This window comes from Herbidospora solisilvae (assembly GCF_009901565.1).
Taxonomy (GTDB): domain Bacteria; phylum Actinomycetota; class Actinomycetes; order Streptosporangiales; family Streptosporangiaceae; genus Herbidospora; species Herbidospora solisilvae.
Window position 1 is genome coordinate 665,714 of the sequence record NZ_WXEW01000003.1, and the last position, 17,113, is coordinate 682,826.

Annotated in this window: 19 protein-coding genes; 16 read left to right on the forward strand and 3 right to left on the reverse strand. The window is 69.0% G+C overall.

Annotated features, from left to right (window positions below; all coding sequences use genetic code 11):
- Positions 1-8 precede the first annotated feature (8 nt).
- From GT755_RS12930 to ccsB, 4 genes are read left to right on the forward strand one after another with little or no spacing between them, the layout of a single operon-like run.
- Positions 9-587 (forward strand): TlpA family protein disulfide reductase, encoded by a 579-nt coding sequence (locus tag GT755_RS12930; RefSeq protein ID WP_161479929.1) that lies wholly within the window; start codon positions 9-11, stop codon positions 585-587.
- Positions 574-1,302, forward strand: a complete 729-nt coding sequence (locus GT755_RS12935) for a cytochrome c biogenesis CcdA family protein (protein WP_161479930.1) — start codon at positions 574-576, stop codon at positions 1,300-1,302. Before GT755_RS12930 ends, GT755_RS12935 begins: the two co-directional genes overlap by 14 nt.
- On the forward strand, positions 1,299-2,846 hold the full coding sequence (gene resB / locus GT755_RS12940; RefSeq protein ID WP_161479931.1) for a cytochrome c biogenesis protein ResB: 1,548 nt from the start codon (positions 1,299-1,301) through the stop codon (positions 2,844-2,846). The genes GT755_RS12935 and resB overlap by 4 nt, the downstream gene beginning before the upstream one ends.
- Positions 2,836-3,762: a c-type cytochrome biogenesis protein CcsB gene (gene ccsB / locus GT755_RS12945; protein ID WP_161479932.1), complete on the forward strand. Its 927-nt coding sequence runs from the start codon at positions 2,836-2,838 to the stop codon at positions 3,760-3,762. The genes resB and ccsB overlap by 11 nt, the downstream gene beginning before the upstream one ends.
- Positions 3,763-3,769: 7 nt before the next feature.
- Here ccsB and GT755_RS12950 read toward each other — a convergent pair whose 3' ends face one another.
- A complete protein-coding gene (locus GT755_RS12950) occupies positions 3,770-4,066 on the reverse strand; it encodes a PLDc N-terminal domain-containing protein (protein ID WP_202609923.1) in 297 nt (98 codons plus the stop codon).
- 134 nt (positions 4,067-4,200) lie between these two features.
- Between GT755_RS12950 and GT755_RS12955 the strand changes: the two genes are divergently transcribed.
- Entirely contained in the window at positions 4,201-5,076 is an 876-nt protein-coding gene (locus GT755_RS12955) for a hypothetical protein (RefSeq protein ID WP_030456137.1), read from the forward strand.
- A gap of 10 nt (positions 5,077-5,086) precedes the next feature.
- Complete coding sequence (locus GT755_RS12960; protein ID WP_030456136.1) at positions 5,087-5,326, forward strand: hypothetical protein; 240 nt, start codon at positions 5,087-5,089, stop codon at positions 5,324-5,326.
- A 323-nt stretch (positions 5,327-5,649) separates the two neighbouring features.
- Here the strand turns inward: GT755_RS12960 and GT755_RS12965 are convergent, their stop codons facing one another.
- Entirely contained in the window at positions 5,650-5,874 is a 225-nt protein-coding gene (locus tag GT755_RS12965) for a BldC family transcriptional regulator (protein ID WP_030456135.1), read from the reverse strand.
- 240 nt (positions 5,875-6,114) lie between these two features.
- Here GT755_RS12965 and GT755_RS12970 point away from each other — a divergent pair, with 240 nt between their 5' ends.
- Positions 6,115-6,321 carry a DUF4229 domain-containing protein gene (locus tag GT755_RS12970; RefSeq protein ID WP_030456134.1) on the forward strand — a complete coding sequence of 69 codons (207 nt, stop codon included), beginning with the start codon at positions 6,115-6,117 and terminating at the stop codon, positions 6,319-6,321.
- On the opposite strand, the gene GT755_RS12975 is transcribed toward GT755_RS12970, so the two are convergent.
- Entirely contained in the window at positions 6,322-7,536 is a 1,215-nt protein-coding gene (locus GT755_RS12975; protein ID WP_161479934.1) for an NHL repeat-containing protein, read from the reverse strand.
- A 100-nt stretch (positions 7,537-7,636) separates the two neighbouring features.
- Here GT755_RS12975 and GT755_RS12980 point away from each other — a divergent pair, with 100 nt between their 5' ends.
- The 9 genes from GT755_RS12980 (at position 7,637) to GT755_RS13020 (ending at position 17,112) form a co-directional block, all read left to right on the forward strand.
- Entirely contained in the window at positions 7,637-8,365 is a 729-nt protein-coding gene (locus GT755_RS12980; protein WP_161479935.1) for a demethylmenaquinone methyltransferase, read from the forward strand.
- A 210-nt stretch (positions 8,366-8,575) separates the two neighbouring features.
- A complete protein-coding gene (locus tag GT755_RS12985; protein WP_161479936.1) occupies positions 8,576-9,841 on the forward strand; it encodes a geranylgeranyl reductase family protein in 1,266 nt (421 codons plus the stop codon).
- A gap of 53 nt (positions 9,842-9,894) precedes the next feature.
- Positions 9,895-10,254, forward strand: coding sequence for an NADH-quinone oxidoreductase subunit A (locus GT755_RS12990; protein ID WP_030456130.1), 360 nt, complete (start codon positions 9,895-9,897; stop codon positions 10,252-10,254).
- Positions 10,254-10,805 (forward strand): NuoB/complex I 20 kDa subunit family protein, encoded by a 552-nt coding sequence (locus GT755_RS12995; protein ID WP_030456129.1) that lies wholly within the window; start codon positions 10,254-10,256, stop codon positions 10,803-10,805. The genes GT755_RS12990 and GT755_RS12995 overlap by 1 nt, the downstream gene beginning before the upstream one ends.
- Entirely contained in the window at positions 10,802-11,455 is a 654-nt protein-coding gene (locus tag GT755_RS13000; RefSeq protein ID WP_161479937.1) for an NADH-quinone oxidoreductase subunit C, read from the forward strand. Before GT755_RS12995 ends, GT755_RS13000 begins: the two co-directional genes overlap by 4 nt.
- On the forward strand, positions 11,452-12,768 hold the full coding sequence (locus GT755_RS13005) for an NADH-quinone oxidoreductase subunit D (RefSeq protein WP_030456127.1): 1,317 nt from the start codon (positions 11,452-11,454) through the stop codon (positions 12,766-12,768). Before GT755_RS13000 ends, GT755_RS13005 begins: the two co-directional genes overlap by 4 nt.
- Positions 12,765-13,418, forward strand: a complete 654-nt coding sequence (nuoE, locus tag GT755_RS13010) for an NADH-quinone oxidoreductase subunit NuoE (RefSeq protein ID WP_161479938.1) — start codon at positions 12,765-12,767, stop codon at positions 13,416-13,418. Before GT755_RS13005 ends, nuoE begins: the two co-directional genes overlap by 4 nt.
- Complete coding sequence (gene nuoF / locus GT755_RS13015; RefSeq protein WP_161479939.1) at positions 13,415-14,728, forward strand: NADH-quinone oxidoreductase subunit NuoF; 1,314 nt, start codon at positions 13,415-13,417, stop codon at positions 14,726-14,728. Before nuoE ends, nuoF begins: the two co-directional genes overlap by 4 nt.
- Complete coding sequence (locus tag GT755_RS13020; RefSeq protein ID WP_161479940.1) at positions 14,725-17,112, forward strand: NADH-quinone oxidoreductase subunit G; 2,388 nt, start codon at positions 14,725-14,727, stop codon at positions 17,110-17,112. The genes nuoF and GT755_RS13020 overlap by 4 nt, the downstream gene beginning before the upstream one ends.
- Position 17,113: the final 1 nt, after the last annotated feature.

A 17,113-nucleotide genomic window follows, 5' to 3' on the forward strand; every position in this document is an offset into this window, starting at 1 on the left:
TCTCCTCCATGTCCCCCTTCTCGCGTGCTCTCGTCGCCGTGTGCTCGGTGCTCGTTCTGACCGGATGCGCCGGGAACGTCGGGGGGTCGGGGCAGCCGGAGTCCGACGACACCCGGTTCGTCGCCGGTGACGGCAAGGTCCAGGTCTTCGACGTAGGCGAGCGCAAGCCCGCCCCCGTCGTCGAGGGCCAGACCCTTGAGGGCACGCCCACGAAGATGGCTCCCGGCAAGGTCACGGTGATCAACTTCTGGGCCTCGTGGTGTGCGCCGTGCCGGGCCGAAGGGCCGACGCTCAAGGACGTCGCCGCCCGCACCAAGGCCGACGGCGTCGACTTCCTCGGCATCAACTTCAAGGACCAGAAGGCCGCCGCCACCGCCTACGACGCCCAGCTCACGCCGGGCTATCCGAGCATCCACGACCAGAGCGGCAAGGTCCTGCTCGGGTTCTCCGGCACGGTCCCGCCCGCCGCCATCCCCTCCACGCTCATCATCGACAAGGAGGGCCGGATCGCGGCCCGCGCCCTGGGCGCCGTGAAGTACCAGGCCCTCCTCGACGCCGTGACCAAGGTCTCCAGTGAATCTCGCTGACACCGTCGCCTCCGGGTCGCTGCTGGTCGCCCTGCCGATCGCGCTGCTCGCCGGCCTGGTGTCGTTCCTGTCGCCCTGCGTGCTGCCGCTGGTGCCGGGCTATCTGTCGTACGTGACCGGCATGAGCGCCGACCCCAAGCGGGGGCGTCTGGTGCTGGGCTCGGGGTTGTTCGTGCTCGGGTTCGCCCTGGTCTTCGTGCTGGGCGGGGCGTTGTTCGGCGGGCTCGGGGCGGCCATGCTCGGGAACGCCGAGGTGATCACGCGGGTGCTGGGCGTGGTCACGATCGTGCTGGGGCTGGCCTTCATCGGGATCATCCCCGGGTTGCAGCGCGACTTCCGCATCCACCGGGTGCCGGCCGCCGGGCTCGCCGGGGCGCCGCTGCTGGGTATCGTGTTCGGACTCGGCTGGACGCCGTGCATCGGGCCGACGCTGGCCGTCGTGCTGACCCTCTCGGTCGACCAGGGCAGCGCCGCCAGGGGCGCGCTGCTCGCGTTCGGCTACGCCCTCGGGCTCGGGCTGCCGTTCGTGGCGGCCGGGCTCGCCTACCGCAAGGCGCTCCACACGTTCCGGGCGGTGCGCCGCCACACCCAGCTCATCACGCGGATCGGAGGAGCCATGCTGGTCGCCGTCGGGCTGCTGCTGGTCACCGGTCTGTGGGGCGAGCTCATCGCCGGTCTCCAGGTGTGGATCGGCGGATTCGAGCCGGTGATATGACACTGACCGACGAAGAGAAGACGACCGGCACCGGCCCCGCGGGGCTGGGCGTGGTCGGCTGGCTGCGCTGGGGCTGGCGGGTGCTCACCTCGATGCGCACCGCCCTCATCCTGCTGTTCCTGCTGGCCCTGGCCTCGGTGCCCGGGTCGCTCTACCCGCAGCGCGGGGTCGATCCCGGCGCGGTCGCCCGCTACTTCCAGAACGACCCGACCAAGGCCGAGTGGCTCGACCGGTTCTCGCTGTTCGACGTCTTCACCTCGCCCTGGTTCGCGGCGATCTACCTGCTGCTGTTCCTGTCGCTGATCGGCTGCGTGCTGCCGCGCACGATGGTGCACCTGAAGGAGATCCGGCGCACGCCGCCGCCCGCGCCCCGCAACCTCGCCCGGTTGCCGCACCACGCCGACATCGAGGGCGACCTCGCCTCGGCCGAGGCCTACCTGCGGTCGAAGCGCTGGCGGGTGACGACCGGCGACGGCTGGGTGTCGGCCGAGAAGGGGCACCTGCGCGAGACCGGCAACCTGCTCTTCCACGTCGCGCTGCTCGTGCTGCTGGTCGCCGTCGGGGTGGGCGGGCTGTTCGGCTACCGGGGCAACGTGCTCGTGGTGGAGGGCGACGGGTTCGCGAACACGGTGGCGGCGTACGACCGCTATCTGCCGGGGTCGCAGGTGTCGCCCGAGGACCTTCAGCCGTTCTCGTTCACGCTCAAGGACTTCCAGGCGACCTACATCGGGCCCGGTCACGAGAAGCAGGGCCAGCCGCTCGACTACTACGCCAAGCTGGCCGTGCAGGATTCGCCCACGTCTCCCGAGCGTGAGGTCACCCTCCGGGTCAACGAGCCCCTTGAGGCCGACGGCGCGCTGACGTACCTGATCGGGCACGGCTACGCCCCCACGTTCCGGATCACCGGCGGCGACGGGAAGGTCGCTTTCGAGGGCGCGGTGCCGTGCCTGGTGAACAACACCTCGACCTACGAGTCGGAGTGTGTCATCAAGGTGCCCGACGCGGCCCCCGAGCAGCTCGCGTTCCTCGGCCGGTTCCTGCCCTCCACGGTGCCCAACGGCAAGGACTGGTTGTCGATCTTCCCGGGCGCGGCCAACCCGACCGTGCAGATCTGGCCGTTCAAGGGCGACCTGGGGCTCGACGAGGGAATCCCCCAGTCGGTGTACGACCTGGGCGGCCACCAGAACCTCAAGCCGCTCGGCCAGATGACCGAGTCGCCGAAGCCGATGGCCGTCGGCGACGTGGCCGACCTGCCCGAAGGGGCCGGCAAGATCGAGTTCACCGGTGTGAAGGAGTGGATCACCCTCCAGACCACCTACGACCCGGGCCGCTTCCCGGCCCTGCTCGCCTCCGGCGCCGCCATTCTCGGCCTGCTGCTGTCCCTGCTCATCCACCGCCGCCGCGTCTGGGTGCGGGTGAGGGACGGAGGGGTCACGGTGGGAGGATTGACCCGCACCGAGGGCGGAGACTTCGGCGAGGAGTTCGCCGAGCTGACGAAAGCCCTGGAACACCACGCTCGCGCAGAGGTGAAGGATGTCTCCTGATCGTTTGGCCACGCTGAGCGACCAGCTCGTGCTGGCCGCCATTCTCCTCTACCTGGCCGCGATGATCGGCTATGCCCTGGAGCTGGCCTTCGGCCGGGTCACCGAGACGGTGAAGGAGCGCCGTCTGGTCGCCGTCGGCGGTCCGTCCGACGACCTCCCCGAACCGGCCCCGGCGCCCGAACCGGCGTCGTGGGCCCCCAAGGCGGGCCTCGTCGGCACCGCCGCCATGTGGCTCGGCTGGGCCGCCAACGTGGGCGGCACGCTCACGCGCGGCCTCGCGGTCGACCGCTGGCCGTGGGGCAACATGTACGAGTTCGTCGTCGCCATGCTGCTCGCGGCCGTGACGGTGTTCCTGCTCCTGCAGGTGCGTTACCCGGTCAGGTTCCTCGGCGCGTTCGTCGGCGTGGTCGCCGCGATCGGCCTGGGCTTCGCGGTCCGCGTCCTCTACACGCAGGCCGGCCCGGTCGTGCCCGCGCTCGACTCGTACTGGGTGGCCATCCACGTCACCGCCGCCGTCGCGGCCAGCGGACTGTTCATCGTCGGCGGCGTCGCCGCGGCGCTGTTCCTGATCCGCAAGGAGGGCCCGTCGCGGCTGCCGTCGCGGGCCGACCTCGAACGGGTCGCCCACCGGGTCATCGTCATCGCGTTCCCGATCTGGACGTTCGCCGTCATCTCGGGCGCGCTCTGGGCCGACAAGGCGTGGGGCCGCTACTGGGGCTGGGACCCGAAGGAGGTCTGGGCGTTCATCACGTGGGTGGCCTACGCCGCCTACCTGCACGCCCGCGCGACCGCCGGCTGGAAGGGCAAGGCCGCGATGATCGTCTCGCTGATCGCTTTCGCGTGCCTGATGTTCAACCTGGTCGGGGTGAACATCTTCATCGGCGGCCTGCACTCCTACGCCGACGTCAACAACTAGACGCCGGCTAGTCCTCGTCGCGCAGCTTGCGCTCCAGGCTGCGCAGGAAGTCGGGGTCGTCGTCGGGACCCCTCGGCGCCTCAGGGGGCGGCGAGGGGAGAAGGTTCTGTCCGGGGGTGATCGGTTCAAGCACCGGCCGCCCGGCGAGCAGCCACAACACTCCGCCCATCGCCGGAATCATCACGACCAGAACCCACGCGGCCTTGGGGAGGGTCCGCACGATCTCCGGGGGAGTGGTGATGACGTCGAAGAGGCAGTAGAGCCAGAAGGCCAGCAACGCCAGGCCGACAACCACGTTCGCCATTCCAACACGGTATGCCATCCGGTGGCCTGATCGTGTTGCGTCTTGCATAGCGACCGACGAAGCGGGATGACTCGGACCAGACGGGCATCGTACGCTGCACCGGTACAGCACCTTCCCGACCAAAGAGAGGTGCGATGGCGCAGCAGGGCGACAGAGGCCGCCACCGGCGAGGGAATCGGTGGTGGCAGCGGAGCCACGCAGGGGCCAGCTACGTCTCCCGTCGTGGGGCGGAGGCGACGCAGGAACGCATCGAGACGAAGGTCACCGACCGATGGGCCGATGCGCCGAGGGTCGCCGAGACCCCGGTGACCGCCCCGGTCGTCGACCGCCCGCAGTACACCTGGCGCGACTTCGAGCTGGACGACCAGCCCGCCCGCGCCGAGCCGCACCACCCCGACAGCCCCGACTACCGTGACGGCCGCCGCAACTGCGGCGCCCTGGAGACGATCCTCTACCGGCAGTGGGACGCCATGGACGGCCCCCCGCCCCCCGACGTCATCCGCGCCGTCGACAGCCTCGCCAGACTGCCCGACCGGCTCAAGGAGATGCTGGCGGTCGGCCTGGACGGCATCTACGTCGGTCCGGGTGGCGTGCCCGACCTCGACGACATGGGCTACCTGCGAGGCGCCCCGCTGCCGAGCGGCCGCGCGACCTGGGACATCTGCGCCGGCGCCTACGGCGACCGGAAGATCGTCGTCGGCGACCGCCCGAGTCCCACCCCCGATGTGATGATGCACGAAGTCGGTCATGCGCTGGACGACGTGGACTCCCGTCCGGGAGAGTGGGTCTCGGACTCACCCGAGTTCGCCGCCCTCTACGACGAGTGCATCCCCCACCTGGCCTCCGCCTTCCACAAGCAGTCCGGAGAACTCGGCCGTAAGGAGTTCTTCGCCGACGCCTTCGCCGCCATCGCGTCGAGGCAGCGTCCCGCCCTGATAGACATGCTGGGCGGCGACACCCGCACGGCACTCAACGTCATGCTCTTCTTCAACAGGCGCTACGGAATCTAGAGGTCCCCTGATGTTCGTGATCCGGCTCGCTGACGGCACGCTGCGGGTCCCGCAGTCGTTGACCAGCGACGACGGCCGCCTGATCGGCAACGCGTATGTCGAGATAGCGCCCGGCGAGCCGGACTACGACCAGTGGCTCGAAGAGTCCATCACCGAGGAAGAAGAAGCGGAACGCCGCAGAAGATGGCAAGAAGAGAACGACGCCCTGGAACAAGAATTCCTGGCCTTCAAGGCAGAGCAGGAAAAATAATCGAGGCCCAGCGGCGTGCAATTTCACATGCCACCAAGTGGTCAAATATTCAATCACCAGGCCGGCGGCGGGAAATAATTCAGGCCAGATTCATGAATTGCCGCAGCGCGCCGGCGTCTGGACTGAGGAGCGTAGGGGAGCGGAGCGACCGGAGCGACGAGGGAAGGCGCCGGGTATAAGCGCGAGGACCGCCGCGCCGAAGGCGCGGCCATAGACACCCCGGCCCCGCGCATTTTTCTCCCTCGGCGCCGCAGGCGCCTCGGGCAAAAGAAAAAGGCGCGGCTTCGGGTACACCGCGCCTCTCTGCTTCTTCCCGTGAAGCTCTACCCGTTCGGCTTGTCGGCCGTCAGGACGTCTTCTCCACGGAGAAGGGCGTGCACTTCCGACTCGCGGAAACGCCGATGCCCTCCGGGGGTACGGATGCTGCTGATTCGCCCCGCCGCGGCCCAGCGAGTCACGGTCTTCGGGTCGACCCGGAAGAGGGCGGCAACCTCTCCAGGGGTCAGCAGTCGCTCGCTGCTACTCTCCACAATCTCTCCCCCTCGCATCCCGCGTCATGCAGCGGGCGGACAGGTAACCAGTGTGCCGAGCGAAGCCTGATTTATCCGTGGTTTTCAGAGAAGATCACGGGATGTTACCGGCTCAGTGCCCGATTGTTATATGATAGAGCCTCTTTGGGGCGCTCATGGGTGTTTCTTTACGAAAGCGCCGTGATGGGCACACTAGCAGCGCTCGTGCCGGATGCGAAGAGAGTCCGCCATACGGGACAGTGACGTAACCTCTACGGCGTGCATCCGGTAATCGTCTACACCCTGTCCCGCCTGGGCCTGTTCGCCGTCGCCCTGGGCGTCCTCTATCTGCTGGGTCTGCGGACCTACGTGTTGCTCGCAGTGGCCGTGGTGCTGAGCGGGCTCGCCAGTTACGTTCTGCTGTCGAAGCAGCGGGACGCGGTCAGCGAGAAGATCAGCGAGAAGAGGGGCCAGCCCGAGGGCTAGTCAGGGCATCGGGAACATTCCGACTCGGGCATGGTACTCGTGCCCGAGCTTCGTGGTGTCGCTTCCCACCAAAAGCCCCTTCTTTACCGCGAGAAAGGCCTTCACCCCGATTCCTCTCTCGCGGCCGGGATTGAACCCGAGCGCCTTTCCGGTACGCGGATGGAGCGCCGCGATGCCCTCTCGTGGGACCGCTCCCGGCCCGGCGGAGTCCTTTCCCAGCGGGTTGTCCATCCAGCGTTGGTGGCCGCCGACGTAAACGGCCGCGCCGGTGACCGCGACGCTGTAGAGCGAATCGCCGCCCGTGTGATTCACCCAGGTCGGCTTCACGTTCACGCCTTTCGCGTACGTCTCGAAGCGGGCCGCGGTGTCGCAGAGTTTCCCCGTCTTCGGCGCGGCGCCTCCGGTGGTGACGACCACGAAATAGGAACCGTCGGGGGAGACGTCGAGGCCGCGTACATAGGACGGAAAACCGTCGCGGCAATGGGGGGCGTAGGCATTGGTGCGCCACCGGGCGACTCTGCCGGTCTTCAGATCGATCTGGCCGAGTTGGTCGCGCGGCTGCCCGCCGAGGGTGGTGAACGAGCCGTCGAGAATCAACCGGTCTTTCGTCGCGGCCATCGCGTGCACCTTCGGATCGCTTTCCGACCGGCCCCCGCCGACGGCGACGGCGAATGCGGGGTCGACCGCTCCGGTGGAGGCGTCGAGGCGGGCCAGCGCGGTGCGCTGAACTCTGCTGATGTGGGAGAAATCACCGCCGACGTAGAGGTGCGCGTCCCGGCGTACAAGAGAGGTGATCTCACCGCCGTAGGCGGTGGCCCCGAACGACGGGATCGGGGCTCCCGACGGGACGGAGAAGGCGGCGAGGCCCCGGGAGAAGGAGCCGCCGGCGTAGACCGTGCCGTTCGCGCCGGCCGCCAGTGCGTTGACCGGGCCGTCGAGGAAGGGGGCGAAGGGGGTGACCCGGCCGGTCGTCAGGTCGAAGGCGAAGAGGTTGGCGCGGCGGAAGGTGGAGGTGCCCGACTTCACCGAGGAGAACTCGCCGCCGACGACCACGGTGTTCCCGACCAGCGCCAACGCGTTGACGATCCCGTCGAGGACGTGGGGCGTGTGGTTCACCGGATCGGGCGACACGACCGAGGGGTGACGGATGCCCGCTGAGGCCGGCGTGGCCACGAGCGCGAGAGCGCTTACTGTGATCATGAATCTGGCACGCATGGCCAAGTCCTAGCAGACGCAGAGTAATCAACGCACTACGTTGCGCACATTCGACCGGGCATGGCATGACGGTGTGTGAGGTCGTCCTAGGCTGGGCACCATGACGCGCGCTTCGCTGGACAAACAGCCCCATGAGGTCGCGGCCATGTTCGACCGCACGGCCGCGCGCTACGACCTGGTCAACGACGTGTTGTCGCTCGGCCAGGACCGGCTGTGGCGGCGGGCGACCGCGTCCGCGATCGACGCCGGGCCCGGCGAGCTGGTGCTCGACCTGGCGGCCGGCACCGGCACCTCTACCGATGCGTTCACCCAGCTCGGAGCACGCGCCATCGCCTGCGACTTCTCGCTCGGCATGTTGCAGACTGGAGTGCGGCGGCGTGGTTCGTCCGGGCTGACCGGCGGTGTCGCGGGTGTGACGTTCGTCGCAGGCGACGCGTTGCGGCTGCCGTTCGCCGATGGGGTGTTCGACGCGGTCACGATCTCGTTCGGGCTGCGCAACGTCGCCGACACCGGTCAGGCGCTGGAGGAGATGCTGCGGGTGACCCGTCCCGGCGGGCGGCTCGTGGTGTGCGAGTTCTCGCGGCCGAAGCCGAAGGCGTTCGACCTCGTCTACACCCACTACCTGATGCGCCTGCTGCCGGTGGTGGCCCGTACGGTGAGTTCCAACCCCGACTCCTATGAATACCTCGCCGAGTCCATCCGCGACTGGCACGACCAGAAGAGCCTGGCGGCGGTCATCCAGGGCGCCGGGTGGAAGCGGGTGGCGTGGCGTGACCTGAGCATGGGGATCGTGGCGCTGCACCGGGGCATCCGCCCGGAAAAGTCATGAAATTTGCACCGGCACGCCAGGTATGGCGATCTTTTCGTCACGACTGTGCATGTTTACCCACCGGTAGGTGTCTACCCCCTGACGAAGGTGTCGGAAGAGGGACTAGACTGCGGCGCGACAAGTTTGTGAAGTAGTTCACAAAGGCACGAAAGGCTCAGCCTACACGGTCTGCGGCCCCAAGAAACTCAAAAGGACAGGACAGGTCCCCTCGTGAGCGAGCCAGCCCTTGCGGCCCGGCGGAGCGAGACCGATGCCGACGTGATCGTCGTCGGCGCCGGCCCCGCCGGATCGACGACCGCGTTTTATCTGGCGCAGTCCGGGCTCTCGGTCCTGTTGCTGGAGAAGACGACCTTCCCCAGGGAGAAGGTCTGCGGCGACGGCCTGACCCCGCGCGCGGTCAAGGAACTGCTGGCGATGGGCGTCAACGTCGACGCGCCCGGCTGGATCAGGAACAAGGGCCTGCGCGTCGTCGGCGGCGGCCTGTCGTTCGAGCTCGACTGGCCGGAGTTGTCGAGCTTCCCCGACTTCGGGCTGGTCCGCACCCGCAAGGACTTCGACGTCATCCTGGCCGACCACGCCGTGTCCAAGGGCGTCACCCTGCTCCAGGGCGTGAACGTGACCGCCCCGGTGATCGACGAGCGCAGTGGCCACGTCGTCGGGGTGAAGACCGCCTCCGGCGACGTCTACCGCTCCCGCCTGGTGATCGCGGCCGACGGCAACTCCACCCGTATCTCCCTGGCCATGGGCCTGCACAAGCGCGAAGACCGCCCGATAGGGGTCGCGGTCCGCACCTATTACATGAGCCCGCGCCACACCGACGACTACCTCGAGACCTGGCTGGAGCTCTGGGACGGCGAACGCCTGCTGCCCGGCTACGGCTGGGTCTTCGGCGTCGGCGACGGCACCTCCAACGTGGGCCTCGGGCTGCTCAACACCAGTGAGGCGTTCAAGAAGATCGACTACCGCGACCTGCTCCGGCGCTGGACCAAGAACATGCCGGCCGAGTGGGGCTTCGTCGAAGAGAACATGGTCGGCCCGATCCGGGGTGCCGCGCTGCCGATGGCCTTCAACCGGCAGCCCCACTACACCCGGGGCCTGGTTCTCGTCGGCGACGCCGGTGGGATGATCAACCCTTTCAACGGCGAGGGCATCGCGTACGCGATGGAGACCGGCCGCATCGCGGCCGACGCCGTGGTGACCGCGCTCGCCCAGCCGACCCCCGCCGCGCGCGAGCGGGTCCTGCGGGCCTACCCGCGGATACTCAAAGACGCGTACGGCGGCTATTTCACCCTGGGCCGGGCCTTCGTCGAGGCGATCGGCAAACCAGGCGTGATGAACTTCCTGACGCGGCACGCGCTGCCCCACCCCCGGTTGATGAGGTTCGGCCTGAAGTTGCTGGGCAACCTGACCGACCACGGTGGCGACGCGTCAGACCGGATCATCAACGCCCTGTCGAAGGTCGCGCCGTCGGCATGACACCACTGGATCGAAGAACCATGACCACATTCACCGAGAGGACGCCTTAAGCGATGGAGCTCTACGCCCCCATCCTGGTGCTCGCGGTCCTCGGGGCGGGATTCGCCGTCTTCTCCGTGAGCATCGCCCCGTTCACCGGGCCGAAACGGTGGAACCGCGCCAAGCTCGACGCCTACGAGTGCGGCATCGACCCCACTCCGCAGCCGATCGGCGGCGGCCGGTTCCCGCTGAAGTACATGATCACCGCGATGCTCTTCATCGTCTTCGACATCGAGATCATCTTCCTCTACCCGTGGGCCGTGGCCTTCGACAAGCTCGGGGTCTTCGGTCTGGTCGAGATGGTGTTGTTCATCGTCACCGTGCTCGTGGCGTACGCCTACGTGTGGCGGCGTCGCGGATTGGACTGGGACTAATGGGCCTTGAAGAGAAACTGCCCAGCGGCTTCGCGCTGACCACCGTCGAGCAGGTCGCCGGCTGGGCGCGCAAGAACTCCGTCTGGCCGGCCACCTTCGGTCTCGCCTGCTGCGCGATCGAGCTCATGTCCACCGGTGGCCCCAAGCACGACCTGGCCCGCTTCGGCATGGAGCGCGCGTCCGCGTCGCCCCGCCAGGCCGACCTGATGATCGTGGCCGGTCGCCTGTCGCAGAAGATGGCGCCGGTGCTGCGCCAGATCTACGACCAGATGGCCGAGCCCAAGTGGGTCATCTCCATGGGCGTGTGCGCCTCGTCCGGCGGCATGTTCAACAACTACGCGGTCGTCCAGGGCGTCGACCACGTCGTGCCCGTCGACATCTACCTGCCCGGCTGCCCGCCGCGGCCCGAGATGCTCATCGACGCGATCGTCAAGCTGCACGACAAGATCCAGAACATGAAGTTCGGCGCCCACAGGGAGAAGCAGGTCCAGGAGCTCGAACTCCAGGCGCTTCGCACCCTGCCGCTCATCGACCAGGGAGGGCAGAAATGAGCGACAACCTTCCTGAGGTCCCGGAGCAGCCGATCGCCCGGACCGGCATGTTCGGGGCCTCCGGCACCGGCGACACCTCCGGCTACGGCGGCCTCGTGGTCCGCCGCCCGGTGCCGGTCTCCAGCCCGCGCCCCTACGGGAGCTACTTCGACGAGATCGTCGACGGCCTCGACCACGAGGGCGTCGAGCGGGTCGTGGTCGACCGGGGCGAACTCACCCTCCACGTGGCGCGCGAGCACCTCGTCGAGATCATGAAGAAGCTGCGCGACGACCCCGCCCTGCGGTTCGAGCTCTCCCTGGGCGTCTCGGGGGTGCACTACCCCCACGAGACCGGGTCGGAGCTGCGCGCGGTCTACCACCTGTGCTCGATCACCCACAACCGCCGCGTGCGGGTGGAGTGCGCGACGCCCGACACCGACCGGCACATCCCGTCGACGGTGTCGGTCTACCCGACGCACAACTGGCACGAGCGGGAGACCTACGACTTCTTCGGCATCATCTTCGACGGGCACCCGGCGCTCACCCGCATCGAGATGCCCGACGACTGGGAGGGCCACCCCCAGCGCAAGGACTACCCGCTGGGCGGCATCCCGGTCGAATACCGCGGCGCCGAAATCCCCGCGCCGGACCAGAGGAGGTCGTACGCGTGACTCAGGAAGCGACCGAAGGCAAGGTCTACGACGTCGCGGGCCAGGACTGGGACAAGCTCACCGAGGCGGTGGCCGAGTCGTCCGAGGAGCGGCTGGTCATCAACATGGGCCCGCAGCACCCGTCGACCCACGGCGTGCTCCGGCTGGTGCTCACCCTCGACGGTGAGACGGTGACCGAGGCCCGGACCGTCATCGGCTACCTGCACACCGGCATCGAGAAGAACCTCGAATACCGCACCTGGACGCAGGGCGTCACGTTCGTGACGCGCATGGACTACCTGTCGCCGATCTTCAACGAGACGACCTACTGCCTGGGCGTGGAGCGCCTCCTCGGCATCGAGGACCGCATCCCCGACCGGGCGCAGGCGATCCGGGTGCTCACGATGGAGCTCACCCGCATCTCCTCCCACCTGATGGCGATCTGCACCTACGGCATGGAGCTCGGGGCCACCACCCCGTTCCTCTACGGCCTGCGCGAGCGCGAGATGGTGCTCGACATCATGGAGTACATCACCGGTCTCCGGATGAACATGGCCTACATCCGGCCGGGCGGCGTCAGCGTCGACCTGCCGGCGGGCGCCGTCGACAAGATCGGCGAACTGCTCAAGGTCATGCCGGAGCGGATCAAGGACATGCGCAAGATCCTGGACGCCAACCCGGTCTACACCCGGCGTACCAAGGACATCGCCTACCTCGACCTGACCGGCTGCATGGCGCTGGGCATCACCGGCCCGGTGCTGAAGGCTGCCGGCCTGCCGTGGGACCTGCGCAAGTCGCAGCCCTACTGCGGCTACGAGACCTACGACTTCGAGATCGCCACCCAGCAGACCTGTGACGTCTACGGGCGCTACCAGGTCCGGGTCTCGGAGATGGAGGAGTCGCTGAAGCTGATCGAGCAGGCGCTCGATCGGCTCACCGGGCCGCTGAAGAACCAGCCCGTCATGATCGAGGACAAGAAGATCGGCTGGCCCGCGCAGCTCGCGCTCGGCCCCGACGGCCTCGGCAACTCGCCCGCCCACATCGCGCACATCATGAGCAGCTCGATGGAGGCCCTGATCCACCACTTCAAGCTGGTGACCGAGGGCTTCCGGGTGCCGGCCGGCCAGGCGTACGTGCCGGTCGAGTCGCCCCGCGGCGAGCTGGGCGCCCACGTGGTGAGCGACGGCGGCACCCGGCCCTTCCGGGTCCACTTCCGCGACCCGTCCTTCACGAACCTGCAGGCCGTGCCGGCCATGTGCGAAGGCGGATACATCGCCGACGTCATCTCGGCGGTGGCCTCGCTCGACCCCGTCATGGGAGGTGTGGACCGATGACCTACTCCCCAGAGGTCCGCGAGCGTCTGGAACTGGACGCCAAGGAGATCATCGGCAAGTACCCCAAGGCCCGGTCGGCGCTGCTCCCGCTGCTCCACCTGGTCCAGTCGGAGGACGGCTACGTCTCCGACGCCGGTCAGGAGTTCTGCGCCGAGATGCTGGGCCTGTCGAAGGCCGAGGTCGTCGGCGTCTCGACGTTCTACACGATGTACAAGCGCAAGCCCGCCGGTGAATACCACGTCGGCGTCTGCATCAACACCCTCTGCGCGGTGATGGGCGGCGACCAGATCTGGGAGGAGCTCAGCGAGCACACCGGCGTCGGCCACGAGGAGACCACTCCCGACGGCAAGGTGTCGCTGGAGCGCATCGAGTGCAACGCGGCCTGCGACTTCGCGCCGGTGATGATGGTGAACTGGGAGTTCTTCGACAACCAGACGCCCGAGTCGGCCAAGCAGCTCGTCGACGACCTGCGGGCCGGCAAGCCCGTCGTCCCGACCCGCGGCCCGAGCCGGCTCTGCACCTTCAAGGAGACCTCGCGGGTGCTCTCGGGCCTGTCCGACGAGCTCGCCGGTGAGGGTCCCTCGGCCGCCGGTCCCTCGCTCGAGGGCCTGCGCATCGCCAAGGCCAACGGCTGGGAGGCTCCCAAGTGACCACGCTGACTCCGGTCCTCACCAAGAACTGGGACCTGCCCAACTCCTTCACGCTGGAGGGTTACGGCGACTACTCCGCCGCCCGCAGCGCGCTGGCGATGGACCCCGACGCGATCATCCAGGCGGTCAAGGACTCCGGTCTGCGCGGCCGCGGCGGCGCGGGCTTCCCGACCGGCATGAAGTGGGGCTTCATCCCGCAGGGTGACGGCAAGCCCCACTACCTCGTCGTCAACGCCGACGAGTCGGAGCCGGGGACCTGCAAGGACATCCCGCTGATGATGGCCAACCCGCACTCGCTGATCGAGGGCGTCATCATCACGGCGTTCGCCATCCGGGCCAACTACGCCTTCATCTACATCCGCGGCGAGGTCGTCCACGTCATCCGGCGGGTGCAGGCGGCGGTGCGCGAGGCCTACGAGAAGGGCTACATCGGGCGCGGCATCTTCGGCAGCGGCTACGACCTGGAGATCGTCGTGCACAGCGGCGCCGGGGCGTACATCTGCGGTGAGGAGACCGCGCTGCTCGACTCGCTGGAGGGCTTCCGGGGCCAGCCCCGGCTCAAGCCGCCGTTCCCGGCCGTCGCGGGCCTCTACGCCGCGCCGACGGTCGTGAACAACGTCGAGTCGATCGCCTCGGTCCCCTCGATCGTCGCCAACGGCGCCGAGTGGTTCGCCGGCATGGGCACCGAGAAGTCCAAGGGCTTCGGCATCTTCTCGCTCAGCGGCCACGTCACCCGTCCGGGCCAGTACGAAGCCCCGCTGGGCATCACCCTGCGGGAACTGCTCGACATGGCGGGCGGCATCCGCGAGGGCCACCGGCTGAAGTTCTGGACGCCGGGCGGCTCCTCGACGCCGATCTTCACCGACGAGCACCTCGACGTGCCGCTCGACTTCGAGTCGGTCGGCGCCAAGGGCTCCATGCTCGGCACCCGCGCGCTGCAGATCTTCGACGAGACCACCTGCGTGGTCCGGGCGACGCTGCGCTGGACCGAGTTCTACGCCCACGAGTCGTGCGGCAAGTGCACCCCCTGCCGTGAGGGCACCTTCTGGCTCAAGCAGGTGCTCAAGCGGCTGGAGAAGGGTCAGGGCACCGAAGACGACCTGACCACGATCACCGACATCGCCGACAACATCCTGGGCCGGTCGTTCTGCGCCCTGGGCGACGGCGCGACGAGCCCGATCTACTCCTCGGTGCAGCACTTCCGCGACGAATACCTCAAGCACTTCGAGATCGGCGGCTGCCCGTTCGATCCCGCACTCGCCACATATTTTGCCGGAGGCGAATCGGCAAGAAACGCGGGGACCAAGTGACCATCCAAGCAACCACCGGCGCGGAACGCGCCGTTGTCGAGATGGTCACGCTGACCATCGACGGCTTCCAGGTCAGCGTGCCGAAGGGCACGATGATCATCCGGGCGGCAGAGCTGCTGGGGATCCAGATCCCCCGCTTCTGCGACCACCCGCTGCTCGACCCGGCGGCCAACTGCCGCCAGTGTCTCGTCGACATCCCCGACGCGGGCAACGGCCGGGGCTTCCCCAAGCCGCAGCCCTCGTGCGCGATCGAGGTCGCGCAGGGCATGGTCGTGCAGAGCCAGCTCACCTCGCCGGTCGCCGAGAAGGCGCAGCGCGGCGTGATGGAGATGCTGCTGCTCAACCACCCGCTCGACTGCCCGGTCTGCGACAAGGGCGGCGAGTGCCCCCTGCAGAACCAGGCGATGTCCAACGGCCAGGGCGAGTCGCGGTTCGTCGAGCAGAAGCGCACCTTCGAGAAGCCGATCGCGCTGTCGACCGAGGTGCTGCTCGACCGTGAGCGCTGCGTGCAGTGCGCACGCTGCCTGCGCTTCTCCGACCAGATCGCGGGCGACCCGTTCATCGAGTTCTTCGAGCGCGGGGCCAAGGAGCAGGTGGGCGTCGCCGACGGCGAGCCGTTCCAGTCCTACTTCTCCGGCAACACGATCCAGATCTGCCCGGTGGGCGCGCTGACCGGTGCGGCCTACCGCTTCCGGTCGCGTCCGTTCGACCTGGTCTCGCAGCCGAGCGCGTGCGAGCACTGCGCCTCCGGCTGCGCCCTGCGCACCGACCACCGGCGCGGCAAGGTCACCCGCCGCCTGGCCGGCGACGACCCGCAGGTCAACGAGGAGTGGAACTGCGACAAGGGCCGGTGGGCGTTCTCCTACGCCACCCAGCCCGACCGCCTGCGCAGCCCGCTGGTCCGCAACGAGGAGGGCGTGCTGGTCCCGGCCTCCTGGCCGGAGGCCTTCGCGGCCGTCGCCGCCGGGCTCGCGGGCCGCAAGGCCGGTGTGCTCACCGGCGGCCGGCTGACCGTCGAGGACGCCTACGCCTACAGCAAGTTCGCGCGGGTCGCCCTCGGCACCAACGACATCGACATGCGGGCCCGCGCCCACTCCGCCGAGGAGGCCCAGTTCCTGGCCCACTCGGTGGCAGGCAAGGGCATCGAGATCTCCTACACCGACCTCGAGAACGCCCCGGCCGTGCTGCTGGCCGGGTTCGAGCCCGAGGAGGAGTCGCCCATCGTCTTCCTGCGGCTGCGCAAGGCGGCCCAGAAGAAGGGGCTCAAGGTCTACGCGCTGGCGCCGTTCGCCACGCCGGGCCTGGCCAAGATGGGCGGCACCCTGATCCGGACCGTCCCCGGCGCCGAGGCCGAGTCGATCGGCGAGCTCATCTCCGACGGCGTCAAGCTGCCCGCGGGCACGATCATCATGGCCGGTGAGCGCCTGGCCTCGGCCAAGGGCGCGCTGTCGGCCCTGGTCCGGCTGGCCGGCTCGACCGGCGCCCGGCTGGCCTGGGTGCCGCGCCGGGCCGGTGAGCGCGGCGCCGTCGAGGCGGGCGCGCTGCCCAACCTGCTGCCGATCGGCCGCCCGGTCGACGACGAGGCCGCCCGCGCCGAAGTGGCCCGGGTCTGGAACGTCGCCTCGCTGCCGGCCCAGGTCGGCCTCGACACCGGCGAGATCCTGCGGGCCGCCCTCGACGAGCGGCTCGACGCGCTGGTCATCGCGGGCGTCGACCCCTATGACCTGCCCGACCCCGAGCTCGCCCTGCGGGCCCTGGAGAACACGCCGTTCATCGTCAGCCTGGAGATCCGGGCCAGCGCCGTCACCGACCGCGCCGACGTGGTGCTGCCGGTCGCGGCGGTCGCCGAGAAGGCCGGCACGTTCGTCGACTGGGAGGGCCGCGGCCGGTCCTTCGAGGCGTCGATCCCGCAGCCCGGCGTGATGAGCGACCTGCGCGCCATCGCCGCCATCGCCGACGCGATGGACGTCCACCTGGGCCTGCCCGACGTCGCCGCGGTCCGCCGCGAGCTCGGCGCCCTGGGCTCCTACAAGGGCGGGCGCCCGGCCGCGCCGAGCGTCACCGGCGGGACCGTCGCCGAGACCGGCGCCGGCCAGGCAGTCCTGGCGAGCTGGCACCTGCTGCTCGACGACGGAAAGCTGCAGGACGGCGAGCCGTTCCTCGCGGGCACCGCCCGGGACGCGGTCGCGCTGCTGTCCCCGGCCACCGCCGCCGAGATCGGCGCGGTCGACAAGGTCACCGTCAACGGCGTCACCCTGCCGCTGCGGATCGCCGACCTGCCCGACCGGGTCGTCTGGGTGCCGGCCAACTCCGGCGGAGTCTCGGTCACCCGCGACCTGCGGGCCGAGGCGGGCGACGTCGTCACGATCGGAAGTGCCTCATGAG